This window comes from Sphingobium xenophagum NBRC 107872, from assembly GCF_000367345.1.
GTDB lineage: Bacteria > Pseudomonadota > Alphaproteobacteria > Sphingomonadales > Sphingomonadaceae > Sphingobium > Sphingobium xenophagum.
The window spans coordinates 1-16,128 of sequence record NZ_BARE01000017.1 but is presented as its reverse complement, the minus strand read 5'-3'; the positions used below and the strand labels follow the sequence as shown (position 1 = coordinate 16,128).

At 63.4% G+C, this 16,128-nt stretch carries 12 protein-coding genes; 3 read left to right on the top strand and 9 right to left on the bottom strand.

What is annotated here, in order from left to right:
* Nucleotides 1-9: 9 nt before the first annotated feature.
* Genes SX1_RS09665 through SX1_RS09655 form a run of 3 tightly spaced genes read right to left on the bottom strand, consistent with a single transcriptional unit; the run spans nucleotide 10 to nucleotide 2,487 of the window.
* Nucleotides 10-888, bottom strand: coding sequence for a GNAT family N-acetyltransferase (locus SX1_RS09665; RefSeq protein WP_019052853.1), 879 nt, complete (start codon nucleotides 886-888; stop codon nucleotides 10-12).
* Between the two features lie 13 nt (nucleotides 889-901).
* Nucleotides 902-1,318, bottom strand: a complete 417-nt coding sequence (locus tag SX1_RS09660) for a RidA family protein (protein ID WP_019052852.1) — start codon at nucleotides 1,316-1,318, stop codon at nucleotides 902-904.
* Nucleotides 1,312-2,487 (bottom strand): DSD1 family PLP-dependent enzyme, encoded by a 1,176-nt coding sequence (locus SX1_RS09655; protein ID WP_019052851.1) that lies wholly within the window; start codon nucleotides 2,485-2,487, stop codon nucleotides 1,312-1,314. Before SX1_RS09655 ends, SX1_RS09660 begins: the two co-directional genes overlap by 7 nt.
* A 107-nt stretch (nucleotides 2,488-2,594) precedes the next feature.
* Between SX1_RS09655 and SX1_RS09650 the strand changes: the two genes are divergently transcribed.
* Nucleotides 2,595-3,536, top strand: coding sequence for a LysR family transcriptional regulator (locus SX1_RS09650; RefSeq protein WP_019052850.1), 942 nt, complete (start codon nucleotides 2,595-2,597; stop codon nucleotides 3,534-3,536).
* On the opposite strand, the gene SX1_RS22595 is transcribed toward SX1_RS09650, so the two are convergent.
* From SX1_RS22595 to SX1_RS09620, 6 genes are all read right to left on the bottom strand, one after another.
* Complete coding sequence (locus SX1_RS22595) at nucleotides 3,512-4,996, bottom strand: sulfatase (protein ID WP_255209737.1); 1,485 nt, start codon at nucleotides 4,994-4,996, stop codon at nucleotides 3,512-3,514. The two genes, SX1_RS09650 and SX1_RS22595, sit on opposite strands and share 25 nt — an antisense overlap.
* Before the next feature lie 49 nt (nucleotides 4,997-5,045).
* A complete protein-coding gene (locus tag SX1_RS09640; RefSeq protein ID WP_043145536.1) occupies nucleotides 5,046-6,128 on the bottom strand; it encodes an aldose 1-epimerase in 1,083 nt (360 codons plus the stop codon).
* Nucleotides 6,125-7,846, bottom strand: coding sequence for a sulfatase family protein (locus SX1_RS22590; protein ID WP_019052847.1), 1,722 nt, complete (start codon nucleotides 7,844-7,846; stop codon nucleotides 6,125-6,127). The genes SX1_RS09640 and SX1_RS22590 overlap by 4 nt, the downstream gene beginning before the upstream one ends.
* Nucleotides 7,847-7,907: 61 nt before the next feature.
* Nucleotides 7,908-8,927, bottom strand: a complete 1,020-nt coding sequence (locus SX1_RS09630) for a LacI family DNA-binding transcriptional regulator (protein ID WP_255209736.1) — start codon at nucleotides 8,925-8,927, stop codon at nucleotides 7,908-7,910.
* A 175-nt stretch (nucleotides 8,928-9,102) separates the two neighbouring features.
* Nucleotides 9,103-12,027, bottom strand: coding sequence for a TonB-dependent receptor domain-containing protein (locus tag SX1_RS09625; RefSeq protein ID WP_255209735.1), 2,925 nt, complete (start codon nucleotides 12,025-12,027; stop codon nucleotides 9,103-9,105).
* A 231-nt stretch (nucleotides 12,028-12,258) separates the two neighbouring features.
* Nucleotides 12,259-14,196 carry a glycoside hydrolase family 3 protein gene (locus SX1_RS09620; RefSeq protein WP_255209734.1) on the bottom strand — a complete coding sequence of 646 codons (1,938 nt, stop codon included), beginning with the start codon at nucleotides 14,194-14,196 and terminating at the stop codon, nucleotides 12,259-12,261.
* Nucleotides 14,197-14,354: 158 nt separating this feature from the next.
* Here SX1_RS09620 and SX1_RS09615 point away from each other — a divergent pair, with 158 nt between their 5' ends.
* Together SX1_RS09615 and SX1_RS23785 are read left to right on the top strand one after the other, a co-directional pair.
* Nucleotides 14,355-15,845 carry a sulfatase family protein gene (locus SX1_RS09615; protein ID WP_043145558.1) on the top strand — a complete coding sequence of 497 codons (1,491 nt, stop codon included), beginning with the start codon at nucleotides 14,355-14,357 and terminating at the stop codon, nucleotides 15,843-15,845.
* Between the two features lie 101 nt (nucleotides 15,846-15,946).
* Nucleotides 15,947-16,128: LacI family DNA-binding transcriptional regulator (locus SX1_RS23785; protein ID WP_157410171.1), on the top strand; the 182-nt coding region annotated here is incomplete at its 3' end.

Sequence of the window (16,128 nt, the reverse complement as noted above, 5' to 3'; positions counted from 1 at the left end):
ACTGCGCCTTCAACCGAAAGACTGGCTTGCAAGACTATAGGTCCGGGCTTCTCCCGCGACGGCAGGACGCTGTCCCCGGATCATGGTCGTGACGTGGCCGACTTCGGGCAGGCCATTTGTCGTCAACCAGTCGCCCAGACCGCTATCGCCGCTAATGTCGATCCGCAGAAAAGTGCCCGCATGTTCCGCCATGAAATGGTGGATCAGTTGCCGCGCATCGCCTGCCGTTGCCGCGACGACCGGCCCGACCGCCTGACCAAAGCCAAAGCGCCGGCACATGGCAAAGCCCGTGATCACCCCGTCCCGTTCGATGACTGCGGCGGTGCCGATGCGGCTGAACGCCTCGATCAATCGGGTCCGCGCCGCGCCGAAGGCCTGTTCGTCCAGCCTGACGATGGCGGGCAGGTCGCTTGCCTGCGCCGTTCGCACCGCGCTGTCCGGCAAGGGAAGGATGCCATCCGGCAGCCGGGCCTGATGCTGGTGAACCGTGCCGACATCGCTGAACCCGAAGCTTTCATACAGGCGATGGCCCTCCACCGTCGAATTGAGCAGAAGCGCCCGGTCGCCGGTCGCGTCGAGCATCTGTTCCATCAACGTCCGGCCCAGTCCACGTCCCTGCATGGCGGGCGACACGATGATGATGCCGCAGGTGGCAAAGGCATCGCTATAAGGCCACCAGAGGATAGAGGCGACGATGGCGCCATCGGCTTCGGCCAGCAGGCCGTGGCCCAGTTCCAGCGCGACGCGCCAGTCATCCTTGCGATATGGCCAGCTGACCGCCTGCGATAGCGCCAGCGCGCCGTCGAGATCCCGGTCCCCGCCGGTCATGGGCCGCACGATGATGGAAGGATGGGTGGAAATCGCTCTATCCTCTTTCATGTCAAGCATCAGTTCAGCGCCATCAGTTCGCGCAGGCGGCGATGGCGTCAATTTCGACAAGATAGCCATAGTGGAGATGCGGGACGGGAACGACCGACCGGGCCGGGCGAACGTCGCCCAGCAGATCGGCGTAGATGGCATTGAAGCGAGGCCAGTTTTCGATGCCGACGATATAGACCGTCACTTTCAGGAGATTTTCGGCCGAACTGCCCGCTGCCTGCGCCACCGCCAGCAGGTTGCGGATGGCCAGCCGCGCCTGATCGTCAAAATCCGCTTCGGGACGGTGCGTGCCATCGGGCTCGATCGGCAACTGGCCGGAAATATAGGCAAGACCGCCATGCTTGATGGCCTGCGCATAATGACCGCCTGCCGCGGGCGCATTGGCCGTCGTCACGGGAAGCGGGCCGTCGCCGGTCGCGTCGATGCGCGTCATCACCATCCTCCGAACCGGGGCCATACGGCCTCGATCCTGTCGCCCTGCCCGCTGACGACATGATAGCTGTCATGCTGCGCGCCCGTCGCGCAGGCATGGTTGGGCAGGATGCGCAGCCGCGTGCCGATCGGCAAGTCGGGGAGCGACGCCGTCGAACCGGGCCGAAGCGTGATGATGCCATGCTCCTGATTCGCTTCGGACAGGATCAGATCGTCCATTGGCTGGCCGTGCACATCGCAGACAAGGCCATATCCCTGATCGACCGCCTGCTTGGCGGTACCGCGATCGCGCGACATCGCCATCCATCCGGCATCGACCAATATCCAGCCCTTTTCAGGCTGGTGCCCGATCACCGTCGCCAGCACCGACACCGCAATATCGTCGATCGCGCAGACGCCGATCCCGGCCATGACCAGATCGAAAAAGACGAACACGCCCGCGCGCATTTCCGTCACGCCGTCCAGCGTTTCGGCGAAATGCGCGGTCGGCGTGGACCCAGCGCTTACGACCGGGCAATCGAAACCCGCTTCGCGCAGCAGCGTGGCGGCCTGAACCACGGCGGCGCGCTCGCCTTCGGCCGCTGCACGGATCGCATCGTCGCCGATCGCGCCATAGCTTGCCCCGGCATGGGTCAGCACCCCGCGCAAGCTGCCGCCATCTTCCAGCGCCTGGGCGATGTCGACCAGCAGCGCACGATCGCCGGGCAGGACGCCCGACCGATGGCCGTCGCAATCAATCTCGATCAGGGCCGGTATCCTGTCGCCCGCCCGGCGCGATGCGTCCGCCACCGCGCGCGCCTGCTCGACCGTGTCCAGCGTGACCGACAGGTCGACCCCCGATGCGCGCAGGGCCAGCACCCGGTCGATCTTGTCGGGGGAAATGCCCACGGCATAGGTCAGGTCGGTCACGCCAGCGCGTGCGAACTGCTCCGCCTCCTTCAGCGTCGAAACCGTCGCCGGACCCGCTGGCGCGGTCATGACCCGCCGCGCGGCATCGACCGACTTCGCCGTTTTCAGATGGGGCCGCAATTGCACGCCCAGCCGCTCCATTCGCTCGCGCAACCGCGCGACGTTGCGGTCCATCCGATCCTGATCGAGGATCAGGCAGGGGGTGCCAACGGTCCTGAGCGTTTGAGCGCCCGCATCGGCGGCATATCGTGTCTTTTCATCCAACAAGGCTGGTTCCGCTTCACTCTTTAGGGGCGTGACAGGACAACCAGTCTATGGAATTTCCCCTCGTCTTCAATTAATAGATTCGTCATTTCTAATTAAGGTCAGACTTAATGCTGTCGAGTGAGGATTTCCTGTTCTTCGGGGTCATTGCCGGGTCAGCCTCGCTGGCGGACGCATCGCGTCGGCTCAACGTGTCGGCGCCAGCCGTGACCCAGCGGCTCAAGGCGCTTGAACAGCGCGTGGGCGTGCGGCTGATCGACCGTTCGTCGCGCGGGCTCATGCTGACCGATGAAGGCGAGCTTCTGGCCGCCCAGGGCTCGGCGATCGTCGACGCGATCGAGCAACTGGACGAACGGCTGGGCCAACGATCGACGAGCGTCAGGGGAAAATTGAGGATCGCCGCGCCCTATGGCTTTGGCCGGGAATTCGTCGCCCCGGCGGTCAGCGAGTTCGTCCGGTTGCATCCGGAAGCCACGGTCGCGCTGGAACTGTCCGATCATCCCGCGTCGCTGTCATCGGACAGTTGGGATGTCGTCATTCATATCGGGTCGCTGCACGGGACGACCCGGCTGGTCACGACGCTCGCCCCCAATCGCCGCATCGTCTGCGCGTCGCCGGCCTATCTTCGGGACCATCCCGTCATCAAGGCACCCGTTGATCTGCAACAGTGCCGATGCCTGGCGTTGCGGGAAAATGACGAGGACGTCACGCTATGGCGATTTTCCCGGCCCGACAGCAGCGCCGAAACGATCCGGATCAAGCCTTTCATGTCGACGAATGACGGCGCGATCATGCGTGGCTGGGCGCTTGCGGGACTGGGCGTGATCATGCGGTCGGAATGGGATCTTGCCGACGACCTTGCGACCGGCAAGCTGGTGCAGATCCTGCCCGACTGGCGCGCGCCCGACGTGGACGTGGTGGCCCTGCTAAGCGCGCGCCATGGCCGCAGCCGCCGCATCACGGCCTTCCTCGACATCATGCGCAGACATCTGCATCCCGTGCCGTGGCGGGTCAGGCCATCAAGCGGCTATTCAGCCCCGCCAACGCCGTAACGCGGCCCCGGTGAGGCTTCGGGCAACATCGCCTTCAACCGCTGGACGATGTGGGCGTAGCGTGGATCAGCCGCCAGATTGCGCGTCTCGCCCGGATCGCGATCCTCATCATAGAGTTCCGCGCCCAGCCTGCCCTTCTCCCACTCCGTGTAGCGCCAGCGGGCGACGCGAACGCTGCGACCGCCCTGCACCTGGCTATAGGCGGGCTGCGTCCACGCCTTCGACGCCGGATTGTCCAGCAGCGGCTTCAAACTGTCGCCTTCAAGGCCATCGGGCTTGGGCAGTCCGGCGATCTCCGCGATGGTCGGATAGAGATCGACCAGTTCGACCATCTTCCTCGACACGCGCCGATTGCCTTTCGCGCCGGGCATGTTGATGATCAGCGGCACCTTCACAGACCCTTCGAACAGCATCTGCTTTTCCCACTGGCCATGTTCGCCCAGCAGGAAGCCATGGTCGCTGGTGAATATGATGATCGTGTTGCGATCCAGCCCCAGCGGCTTGAGCGCATCCAGCACGCGGCCGACCTGCGCGTCCATGAAGGATGTGGCTGCGTAATAGGCGCGCACGAAGCTGCGCTGCTGGTCGACGGTCAGGTCCAGATTCTGGAAGCCGACCAGTCCGTAGGATGCGGGCAGCACCTTGGCCAGGGCCGCCGGGTCCTCCGGTTCGAACTTGACCTTGTCCAGCGGATACATGTCGAAATATTTTTTGGGCGCGACTTCGGGAACGTGCGGGCGATAGAAACCGGCGGCAATGAAGAAGGGGCCGTCCCGATGCTCTTTCAACATGGCGATGGTTTCGGACGCGACCTTGCCGTCGGTCTGCTCCTCATCCGTCCCTTCATCCGCCAGGAAAGCGAGCGCGCTGCCCAGCCGCCCGGACGGATGCGGGTTGAGGATGGTCATCCGGCCATCCCGCTCGTTGATCTTGTCCCGCCCGGCAGGATTGACGACCCGGTCCCATGATGGCGTGTCGTCAGGCCCGCTGGTCCCGATGTCGCCGGGCACGCCCTGATGATAGATTTTGCCCACGCGCCCGGTAAAATAGCCATTCTGGCGGAAATATTGCGGCAGCGTCACGACGCCGGGCAAATTGTCCCGAAACTTGGTTTTCAAATCCCAGACGCCGGTGGTGTCGGGCCGTCGTCCGGTCAGGAAGGAGGCGCGGCTCGGCCCGCACCAGGGATATTGCGAATAGGCGTTGGCAAAGTTCACGGAACGCTTCGCCAGCCTGTCCAGATTGGGGGTCTGGACGGGCTTGAAGCCGGTCGCGCTGGTCCGGGTGTTCAGATCGTCGGCGATCAGGAAAAGGACGTTCATGCGCTGCTGCTGCGGGGCGGCCTGTTCCGGCGCGCTGGTCCGGGCGACAACGGGCTGCGACATGGCGCAGGGGGCCAGCGCCAGCATTGCCGCCTGCACCCACAAACTCGCCCTCTGCCTGCGCTGCCTGCTCATCATGCTTCCCTGATCCCTTCTGCCGCAGGACGACCGCACGCCCTGCCATAAACTACAAACGAATGTCGGCGGAGAACGCCCATGTGAAACTCTGTCCCGGCGGCAGCAGCACGACGCCGCCATCGGACAGCGCATTCTGCCGCCCATACCAGGGCTCTGGACTGAAAAAGCCCTTCTCGACATTGCCCCAGAGATTGAAGGCGACGACATCGCGCTCCGCCGGACGCCGCGACTGTTGCACGATCATGATCGATCCCACGCCAGGCTGCGTCAGCGCGACGGCGGGGCGACCTCGAAAACCCGACCAGAGCAGAGGAAGTGCCGTTTCGTTGCCAAGAGAGGACAGCGGCGCGGCTTTAAGGGGGCCGACCGCGCCTGTGCCTGCGGGCCGTCCATAGGCGTCCAGCAAAAGCCGCCCTCGCCCATCGGTACTGATCCTTGCGTCAGCAGCGTCGCCCTGCCCGCCAAGCGGCAAGGCGAAGGTGATGTGATTGCCGATGGAAAAGGGCATCGCCACATCGCCAGGGTTCGTGACCTGATGGGTGACGTTGATCCGGTCGCCACGCAGCGCGTAGGTGATCGACAGGCGAAACGGGAATGGGAACAGCGCGCGGCTTTCGGGCGTGTCACGCAACGCGATCGTGACGCTCGCCCCGCTCGCCCCCTTTGGCGGGGTAACGACCGACCATGCGCCATTTTTGGCAAAGCCATGGATCGGCATCGGCCACAGCTTCCCCTGCCATTGCCAGCCGGCGGCCTTGTCAGCCTTGCCCTGCGAAGGATCGGCGGCGAAGGTGCGTCCCGTTGCAGGCCACATCACCATCGCCTTGCCCGCAAAGCCGGGCTGCGGGCAGAAATCCATGCCGCGATAGAGAAGCTCATGGCTCTTGCCCGCCCGGCGCAGCTGCAACCCGACCAGCTGCCCACCCAGCGTCGGGGCGATAACAGCCGTCAGGTGCGACCCTTTTGGCTGGAGGCGGATCAGCGTCGCCGACAGGCGCTGGTCCAGACATCCCGGTTCGTCCTGAGCCGCCATGGCAGGCGCGGCCGCAAGCAGCGCCGCCGCTGCCATGGCCAGCCCCGCCCGGCGCGGCAGGCACGTCACCGGCGGCACATCAGGCGTCCGTGCCGTCAATCCTTGATTCCCGCGTTCGCATTCGCTTCCGGCGAGCCAAGCACCGGGAACCGAACGAACGCCTTGCCTTCATCATGCGCGCGCTGCTTGGCGACGCTGTCGGGCAGGACATTGTCCTTCCTGTCCACGCGATTGGGTTCCACCAGCCAGCTGTCCGGGAACGGCGCAGCGCCGGTTCCCGCCCGGTTGCGCCGCACGCTGCCGATCGCGTTGCGTTCGCCATAGGGAATGGCGTGGCGACCGTCGCGATTGGCCAGTTGCTGGTACAACGCCTTGCGCAGATCGACCTTGGCCTGAAGATAGGCCGGATCATCGATCAGATTGTGCATTTCGTCAGGATCGCGCGCCAGATCATAGAGTTCGTCGGTGTCGTAGACGCCGTAATATTGGATATATTTCAGGTTATCGCGCTGAATGGCGAATGTACCCGGCGTCATGGGATAGGCCCATTCCCAATAATATTCATAGGTGAAGTCGGGCGCCTTCCAGTCCTTGTCCGCGACCTTGCCAGTAATGAGCGGCCATGCGCTGACCCCTTCGAACTGCGCTGGTTTCTCCACCCCGGCCAGGTCCAGGAAGGTCGGCGCATAATCAAGATTGCGTATCCGCCCGCTGTTGACCACACCGGCCGGCACCGTCCCCGGCTCATACATGACCATCGGCACGCGCACCGACGCCTGATAGGCGGTCCGCTTGTCGATCAGGCCATGATCACCGATCTGAAACCCGTTGTCGGCGGTAAAGACGACCAGCGTATCCTTTTCCAGCCCGTTCGCCTTCAGATAGGCGGCAATACGGCCAACACTGTCATCGACCGCAGCAAGCGCTCCATAATAATAGCGCAGATATTCGGTCATCTTCATATCGGTGTTGAAGAAGAAATCGATGCCGTGCCATGTGTTTCGCTGGTTATAGACCCACATCGGCTTGCCCTTGTAATTTTCGGGCGTGTTGGCGGCGCTGGCCGGAATCTTGAAATCGGTCCGATCGTATAGATGGCGGTAGCGCGGCGGCGGCAGAGGGTCCGAATGGACCGCCTTGTGGCTCAGATACAGGAAGAACGGCTTGCTCTTGTCGCGTTCCTTTTCCAGCCAGTTCATGGCGTAGTCGGTCAGCTCATCGGTAATATAACCTTGCTGCGCGACCTTCTTGCCATCGACGTTCCACATCGTCGTTTCGCCGCCCTGCACGGCTGCATCGGGATCGCCGCTCGCAGGATAATAGCTCCCCTGCCCCCGGAAACTGACCCATTTGTTAAAGCCCGGACGCGGCGTGTCGACGTCGTTGCCCATATGCCATTTGCCGATGAAGGCGGTCTGGTAACCCGCCTTCTGCAGATAGGACGGGAAGAAGGTCAGCCCGGCTTCCGACGAATTCGCATTGTCGACAATGCCATGGTTGCGCGCGGTTTCGCCCGTCAGGATGGTCGCGCGGCTGGGGCTGCACAGCGACGACGTGACCACCGTATTGGGGAAATAGGTGCCGCCCCGCGCCAGCCGGTCGATATTGGGGGTTCTGAGTTCCGGCTGCAAAAAGCCCATGCCGTCATAGCGCAGGTCATCCAGCAGGATGAATACGACGTTCCGCGGCTTGCGCGCCGGTTCGGCCTTGGCGGGACTGGCCGCCTTTTGCGCGGGGCGCGCGGACAGCAGGGTCGCGGGACATGTCGCCAACACCATACCCGCCGCCAGCAACCCGTATAGACGCAGCCTCTTCATGACCCCTCCAATCTGTTTAGAGCGGTAATATCGCAATTGGCAGCGCTGTCAATGTCGCGCCTTACATGTCCTCGCCATGCACCTCGGCAGCCGCTCCCGGTTGCGTGGACCCGCGGATGATGAGTTCGGGCACCAGTTCCTCCAGCGCGTCGGCATGGCCCAGAAGGACGGAAATGGCATTGCGCGCCATGCCCGGAATCGGCTGCCTCACCGTCGTCAGCGGCGGGTACATGGTGCGACTGCCCGGCGAATCGTCGAAGCCCGCAATCGCTATGTCGCGGGGTATGTCCAGGCCGATCTGCCGCGCCGCCGCCATCGCGCCCAGCGCCATCGCGTCGTTGGTGGCGAAAATGGCGTCGGGGGGTTCCGGCAGGGCCAGAAGCTGCTCGGCGGCGGCCTTGCCGGACGCGAAGGTGAAATCCCCCTTCACGACATAGTCCGCACGATAGGGCAGGCGCGCGTCGGCGAGGGCCGACCGATAGCCCGTCACCCGTTCGCTGGCGGCGGCCTTGTCGAACGGCGGCGCGATAAGGGCGATGCGCGACTTTCCCGTTGCAGCGATATGCGCCACCATTTTGTGGCTGACGTCCGTGTCCCTGACAGGAACGATGTCGCCATAGCCCGACAGGGTGGACGCGACCCGGACCAGCCGGGTTCCCTTGCTCTCGATCGCCCTGACGATCGCGGCGTCGTTGCTGAGCGGCGGGACCAGCATGATGCCGTCCGGGCGCAGATTGGCCGTCACCCGCTCGACCAGCCTCTCCGCAGTTTCGTCCTGATCCCTTACCTCGACCACGAGATGATAATTGCGCAGACGACATTCGGTCGATGCGGCCACCAGCATGCTCGTCTGATAGCTGCTGAAAACGTCGCTCAATATGAAAGTGATCAGGAAGGATCGACTGGCCGCCAATTGCCGCGCCGCCAGATTGGGGCGATAGCCAAGTTCGTCGATAGCCTTCATGACCCGGTCCTTCATGGCCGGGCGGACATGGGCTTCGTTGTTGAGAACTCTGGAGACGGTTTTCATGCCGACGCCGGCCTTGGCCGCCACATCATAGATCGTGACCAAAAATCTCACCTCATTACGGACTGTCGCTCGGCGAACGGCCTATGGCAGCAGGTGGGCAGATGCAAATATGGCGGCACGGACTTCAGGGCCACGACTGTCAGGGTCAAAGGACAGAACGACAGGCTCAAAAGAAAAGGCCGCCCCGATCGAAATCGCGGCGGCCCATTATCCGGCAGTGGTCCGATCAGTAGGCCATCCGCACGCCGACGCGGAAGGTGCGGCCCAGCACGTCGTAAAGATTGGCGTTGGTGCCGATATTGTTGGCCGGCGCCACCGGCGGGTTGGTGTTGAACGCATTCTTGATCGCGCCAAACACTTCCACCATGCGCGGGCCATTGTCGATGATGCGATAGCTCGCATTCACGTCGACATAGGTGACCGCCTTGACACGATTGTCGTTGATGCTGTTCGGCAGGGTCGGGCTATAGCCGTCATCCTGCGGCCCGACATAGGTGGTGCCGAACTTGCCCTTGGGAATATAGCGCGACTGCATGCCCAAAGTCAGCGGCCCGCTGGTGAAGGTGGCCCGCGTGTTGATCTGATAGCAGGACATGCTGGGATAGGCCTGCTGCGTGACGGTGCCGTTCTGGCATTTGCCGTCCAGTGGCGATCCCGCGTTGACATAGGTCAGCTTCGTATAGGCCGTGCCCAGGATGCGCAGGTCCAGCATACCGATATTCTCGATCTGCTTGCGATAGCCCAGTTCGACATCGAAGCCCTTGACCTGCAACTCGTTCGCGTTGGCGGAGATGTTGCGGATGAAGGTCAGAACCCCGTTGGCGTCGCGGGTGACGAAGGCGCATGCATCCTGCGCGCCCTGGAAGCACTGGGTGACCAGGGTGGGACCGCCCACGGCCGCGATATAGCCGGTTACCTTGATGTCATAATAGTCAACCGACAGCTGGAGATTGGGTATCGCTGCGGGCTGGATCGTGACGCCGAAGGTCTTGGTATGCGAAATTTCCGGGCGCAGGTTCGGGTTGCCGCCGGACTGGGTGGCGACCTGCGTGCTGGTATTGGTCGCCGGGTCCAGGATCGCGCTGTTCTGGACGTTGGGCAGGATATATTGCTCGTTCATGTTCGGCGCACGGAAGTCGCGCGAAATGGTGCCGCGCATCCGCAGCCAGTCTACCGGCTTGTAGACCAGGCCGAGCTTCCAGGTGACCGCGTTGAAGCTGGAGTCCGCAGGGCCAACGGCGCCGCCCGCAAGAGGCGCTTCGGGGCTGGAGAATTTATAATGGGCGTGCCGCACCGCGCCATTGACTTCCAGCGTCTCGGCAAGGGGAACGTTGGACAGCAGCGGCACATTGGCCTCGGCATAGACTTCGAACACCTTGCTGCGTCCGTGCAGGGCGCTGTAATTCTGAACGAAGCCACCGGCGGCCGATACCGGGTCGACGTCCGCCGCGATGCTTTCGGTACGATATTCCGCGCCCGCCGCGACCGAAACCGGCCCGCCCCAGGCGTCGAAAGGCTGCCCCTGGACGTTCGCGCTGACATCGTCCAGCGTGATCCTGGACCGCTGAACGGCCGTGCCAAAGGCATATTGCAGCGCGGCGTCGCTGGCTGTGCCGACGCCGAACAGGTTGAGCGGCTGACAAGCGGCGTCCGTGGTCGCCGACTGGTTGACCGCGCAGACGATCCTGCCGGCATTGGCGCCCGTGCCGTTGACGGCCTGAACCGCGCGCGAGAAATTATTTTGATTGATGACGTTGCGCGCGACATTGTCCAGCTTGCTGACGCCCCGGACATAGCTGGCGTCCCAGGTCCAGCCGCCCAGATCGCCCTTCAGGCCGGTGGCGACCCGATAGCTTTCGACATGATAGTCGACGATCGGAACCAGCAGACCATCGCCCGCCTTGCCGATGTTGACGTTCGCCAAGCCGATCTGCTGCATCTGGCTGCGCAGCTGAGCGGGAAGGAAGGGATTGTTGACCGACAGCGTGATCGCGCCGGTGTTGAGCGGCCCCGCCCGCAATGTGCCTGCGGCGTTCTGGTTACCCGAACGCAGCTGCGCGAACGTGCCCTGATTGTCCGTCTGACCGTAGGCGCTGTCCATCCACGCCTTCAGATTGTCGCTCAGTTCCGCTTCCGCCCGGAAGAGGGCGGCCAGGCGCTTTTGCGGCCCCTGAAGATCGAAGGCGCTGCTGGCAGGATTGATGCCGGGACGCGACCCGCCGATCATCTGATTGTTATTGGGCGTATAAAGCTGGCCGAAGGTGAAGGGCAGCAGCGTCGTGCCGTCGTCCGACACCTGTTGCCCGCCAAATGCGTTGGTCAGCCTGGAACTGACGATCAGGCCAGCGGGCGTATTCTGGGCCCAACGCACGTCGGGTGAGATGATAAGGGCCGGCAGGCCGTTCTGCGCGGAATTGGCGTTCGACATGACGCCATATTCCTGGGCGCACCAGCTGCGCGAGTAGCAGTTGCCCGTCCTTTTCCGGTCCTGATAATCAAGCCCGGCGATGATGTGCAGGCGGCCATCCAGGAATTTCTGGCCCACGCCGAACGAGTATTTCTGCTCATCCCCATCGCCAGCGTCCGTCACGCCATATTGCGCCGAAGCGCGAACGCCCTCCAGCTTGTTGTTGAGGATGATGTTGACGACACCGGCCACAGCGTCCGAACCATAGGCCGCCGACGCGCCGCCGGTGACGATGTCCAGCCGCGAGACCAGCGAGCTTGGAATGAGGTCGGTGTTGAACAGGCCGGTGAAGGTCGTCGCGGGAAAGCGCAGCCCGTCCACCAGCACGAGGGTGCGAACCGCGCCCAGACCGCGCAGGTTGATCAGATTGTTGCCGGGGCCGTTGCCGCCACCGCCGACGAACGCCGTCGTCGAACTGGTATCGGTGCGCACGACGGGCAGGTCGTTGATGACCTGCGACAGCTGCGTCGCGCCGGTTTGGGCGATCAGGTCCGCACCGACCACCGTAACCGGCGTGGGCATGTCCGCGCCGTTACGAACCACGCGCGAACCGGTAACGATGATGGCTTCGCTTGCGCCATCCGCTTCCCCCGCCTGCTCCTGCGCCATTGCAGCGCCGCAGCATGCCATCGCGGCCCCCGCGAGCAAGAATCCCAGATAATGACGATGACGCTGTGAAGCCACGATACCCTCCCCTGTTGCGGCGGCCTGTCAGAATTGGCCTGCCTGATTATGTGCCCCGACATCGTTTCAGACGTTTGAGGGCTCACCCGTTGATGTAGCGGTAATTTTATATGGCAGCGCTGTCAATCACATCGTTGCACGCTTGCCGACGATTGCCCGGCGAGCGATACAGTTTTGCAACAGTGCCTTGCGCGCCAGACACTTGCCTATATCGACCCGGATACTGCCAAATCATTTCAGACACAGGCCCGCCCCCCTGGGGAACAGCGCCTCCTCGTCGTCCGACAGGTCCGCGCGCTGGCGTTCGACCGCGGCCATGGATGCCGGAAGCGCGAAAGGCAGGTGACCGCAGGCCGGGCTGCGCCCCGACACTATGTCGAACAGGGCCACGTCGCTGGTGCCGAAATTGACGAGCACGGCCTTGGCATGCGGCATAAGGGCGGTAAGCACCGCGGGTCGATCCATCTCCACCGCGGCAATGACGGGCACATGCGCCGCCGCCCGCTTGAGCGCCACCAGCGCCGGATCATCGGCCCTGAAGTCGAGCCGCCCTTCATGCTGCCGCGACCCGAAAAAATGAAAAGGGTGCAGCTTTTCGAACGGCGTGGCGGCGCGCACCAGCGCTATGTCGGCCTCGGACGGGTCTTTGACGACGACATAGCCCGCCGAAGCCGCAACAGCCTCATCCACGCCATAAAGCCAGATTTTCTTGCGCCCTTTCAGCGGCAATAATCCGCCCTCGTTGCGCAGCAGTATCTGGCTTTGCCGCTGCGCCTTGTCCGCCTCGCTCTGCCAGGCGGCATTGCCGACCAGCCTGGCGGCGGCCTGTTCGTCGACATAAGGATTGTCGAACAGGCCCTGCCGGAACTTGAGCGCCAATATGCGCCGCGCCGAATCGTCGATTCGCTCGACCGAAATTGCGCCGCTGCGCACGCCTTCCAATATCGGGGTGGCATCATCGACGCCGCCGAACTGGTCGATGCCTGCGTCCACGCCCTTGGCGAATCGATCGGCGACGCTCAGCGTTTCGACGCCCCATGGCATGCCGATCGCCTGCGGCGCCTGGGGATGAGTCGCATCCGGCGACACGCAGGTCTGCGGGCAGTCGCGCGTGATCGACCAGTCGGAAATGATCAGGCCCCGATATGCCTTTTCGCCGCGCAGCAGGTCGGTCAGCACCTGTTTGCTGAACCCTGCGCCGACCGGCTCGACCGGCTTGCCGTCAATCGAGGGGCCATGCAGCGCGACATAGGTAGGCATCACGCCCTCGCTCGCTGCCGCCAGCGGGCCATCGAACGCGCGGACATGATCGGCAAATGACGCATCGGTCAGATGGACGTTGCGGCCATAATGATTGTGCCCGTCAAACCCTTCCGGCTCCGCGCCATAGCCGACCCAATGCTTGACCACGGTCGCGACGCCCGTTGGCGTCACGCCGGTCGCGCCGCCCTGGAACCCTTCCACATAGGCGCCCGCCAGGCGGGAGATGGTTGCGGGGTCGGAACCGAATGTCGCGGAAAAGCGGGACCAGCGCGGCTCGCTGCCCACATCGGCCTGGGGCGACAACGCCATATGGATGCCGACGGCGCGATATTCCTGCCGCGCAATATCCCCAAACCGGCGGACGAGATCGGCGTCGTCCAGCGCCGCAAATCCCAGCGTATCGGGCCACAGGGTAAAGCCACCGCCCGTCGTGCTCGCGCCGATCGTGGCCTGAAAATGATGGCGCGGATCAGTGCTGATCGTTGCCGGAATGCCCAGCCTTGTGCCTTCCGCGATCTTCTGCACCATATTGTTCTGGCGCGCGAATTCCGCCGGCTTCACCACGATCCGGGTGATGAAGCTGTTGACCTTTCCGCCTTCGATCATGGCGCGCACCCGCGCCATGTCATAGCCGGTCGATGACACGCCGATCGCCGATCCATGTCCCGGCAGGCTCGCATGCACCATCAGGCCGACTTTTTCCTCGATGGTCATGCGCGCCATCAGGTCGTCGACCCGCTCCTGCACCGACAGACGCGAATCCTCGTAGCGGTCTAGCTGGTTGTTGCGGTTCAGATCCCGCCACTGCGGCGCTTCAGGCGCGGCGGCAACCAGCGGCGTGGCCAGGGCAAAAAGCCCGGCGACGCAGGCCCGAGCCAGCATTACGCCCCGATACCGCTCTTTCAAGGCCATGCCCCTTCTGTCCCGCAATGTCAGTTTAATTTAGCGCTATATTGATTATATCGCAGAAGTGGGCAAGACTGCATTTGCACAAGGCAGCATATCAAGTGACGGACCGGCCAGCCCCGCAGGGTGACGCGACGGTGGCCGCAAGGGAGGATGGGATGATCAACCAACGCAAGCGCAGGTTTTTGCAGGCCAGCGCAGCCGCCGCCATCATGGCCGCGTTTCCCCGCTATGCCCAGGCGGTCGACTATGTGAAGCGTGATCCGCGCAAGCGCCACAATCTGCTGCTCATCACATCGGACGATGTGGACTGGTCGGCGCTCGGCTTCATGAACGGACGGCGCGGCCTCACCCCCAATCTCGATAGCCTCGCCGCGCAAAGCCATGTCTTTGAGCAGGTGCGGACCGTAGCGCCGATCTGCATGCCCTCGCGCCAGGCGTTCATGAGCGGCCTGTTGCCGCACAAGAATGGCGGCAACGGCTTCTTCCCGATGCGGGAGGGCACGCCGACGCTATGCACCACCCTGGCTGCCGAAGGCTATTATTGCGCCGCCAGCCACAAGATCGGCCATATGCAGCCCGCCTCCTCCTTCCCCTGGGACTTAAAGCAGGAAGGCAAGGACCGTCATCCCATGGTGCATGCCGACATGCTCCGCCTTGCCGTCACGGAAGCGCAGGCCCAGTACAAACCCTTCTTCATCAACTGCAACATCAACGATCCGCACCGGCCATTTTATGGCGCGGAAGATGCGCAGGAAATCGATCACGAGCAGACCGGCCCCTACCGCATCCCGCGGCCGCTCAAGGCGGGCCAGGTTCCGATCCCCGCCAATCTCGAAGACTTGCCCGATATTCGGGAGGAGATGGCGCAATATTGGAATTCGGTGCAACGCCTCGACATCGCCGTGGGCAATATTCTGAAGGCTCTCAAGGATAGCGGCACTTGGGACGACACGATCGTCCTGTTCGTGGCGGATCATGGCATGCCGATGCCCTTTGCCAAGGCAAGCGTCTATGACCATGGCATCCGTACGCCCGTGCTGCTGCGCTACCCCGGCATGGGAAAGCCGCGCCGCTTCGATACGCTCACGACCAACCTCGACATATTGCCGACGCTGATCGAGCTGTTGCAGGCCAAGCCGATCGCGGAGCTGGACGGGCAATCCTGGGTTCCGATGCTGAAGGGCGGCGCGGCGCAGGACAAGCCGTTCGTCATGTCCTATGTCGACTATGTGTCGAGCGGGATGCTCTACCCTTCGCGCACCTTGCAGGACAAACGCCACGCCTTCCATTACACCGCCTGGGCGAACGGCAAGACCGAACTCAAGATCGAAAGCATGTGGGGTCTCACCTTCCCCGCCATGGCGAAGGCCGCGGAAACCGACGCGCGCATCGCCGCGCGCGTGAAGCAATATGTGATGGGCTATCCCATGGCGCTCTATGATCTGGAGGCTGATCCGGGCCAGCGGAACAATCTGGTCGCCGATCCCGCCTACAAGGCCAAGGTCGATGAGATGAAGCGGCTGATGCTGGCCGAGATGGAGCGGACGGGCGATCCCCAGCTGGAAAATTTCCGCGTCTCGCTGGCCGGTGGCACCCCGGTCCTGAAGCAGGAGCCGGCCAAATTCCGCATCCGTGGCGGTGACTGATTGGCCGAACCAGCCCGGCCAATGCGCCTGGTCGTCAGAGTGTGGATTGTTTGCCAATCCACGCTTATGACGATGTCCTTCGCCAACCGACCAGGGATGACATGACGAGCCCGGACACTACCCGCAAACGCCGGAGAGGCGCGAAAGGCCCCACGATCACGGCAGTCGCGCGGGAGGCTGGCGTATCGGCCATGACGGTCTCCAACGTCATCAACAACAAGAGCTTCGTCAACCCGGTCGCGCGCGAAGCCGTTTTGAAGGCGGTGAAGGCGCTCAACTGGCT

Coding starts and splice junctions, on each gene's coding strand:
- SX1_RS09665 (WP_019052853.1), bottom strand. CDS start 888: ATGCTTGACATGAAAGAGGATAGAGCGATTTCCACCCATCCTTCCATC.
- SX1_RS09660 (WP_019052852.1), bottom strand. CDS start 1,318: ATGGTGATGACGCGCATCGACGCGACCGGCGACGGCCCGCTTCCCGTG.
- SX1_RS09650 (WP_019052850.1), top strand. CDS start 2,595: ATGCTGTCGAGTGAGGATTTCCTGTTCTTCGGGGTCATTGCCGGGTCA.
- SX1_RS22595 (WP_255209737.1), bottom strand. CDS start 4,996: ATGATGAGCAGGCAGCGCAGGCAGAGGGCGAGTTTGTGGGTGCAGGCG.
- SX1_RS22590 (WP_019052847.1), bottom strand. CDS start 7,846: ATGAAGAGGCTGCGTCTATACGGGTTGCTGGCGGCGGGTATGGTGTTG.
- SX1_RS09615 (WP_043145558.1), top strand. CDS start 14,355: ATGATCAACCAACGCAAGCGCAGGTTTTTGCAGGCCAGCGCAGCCGCC.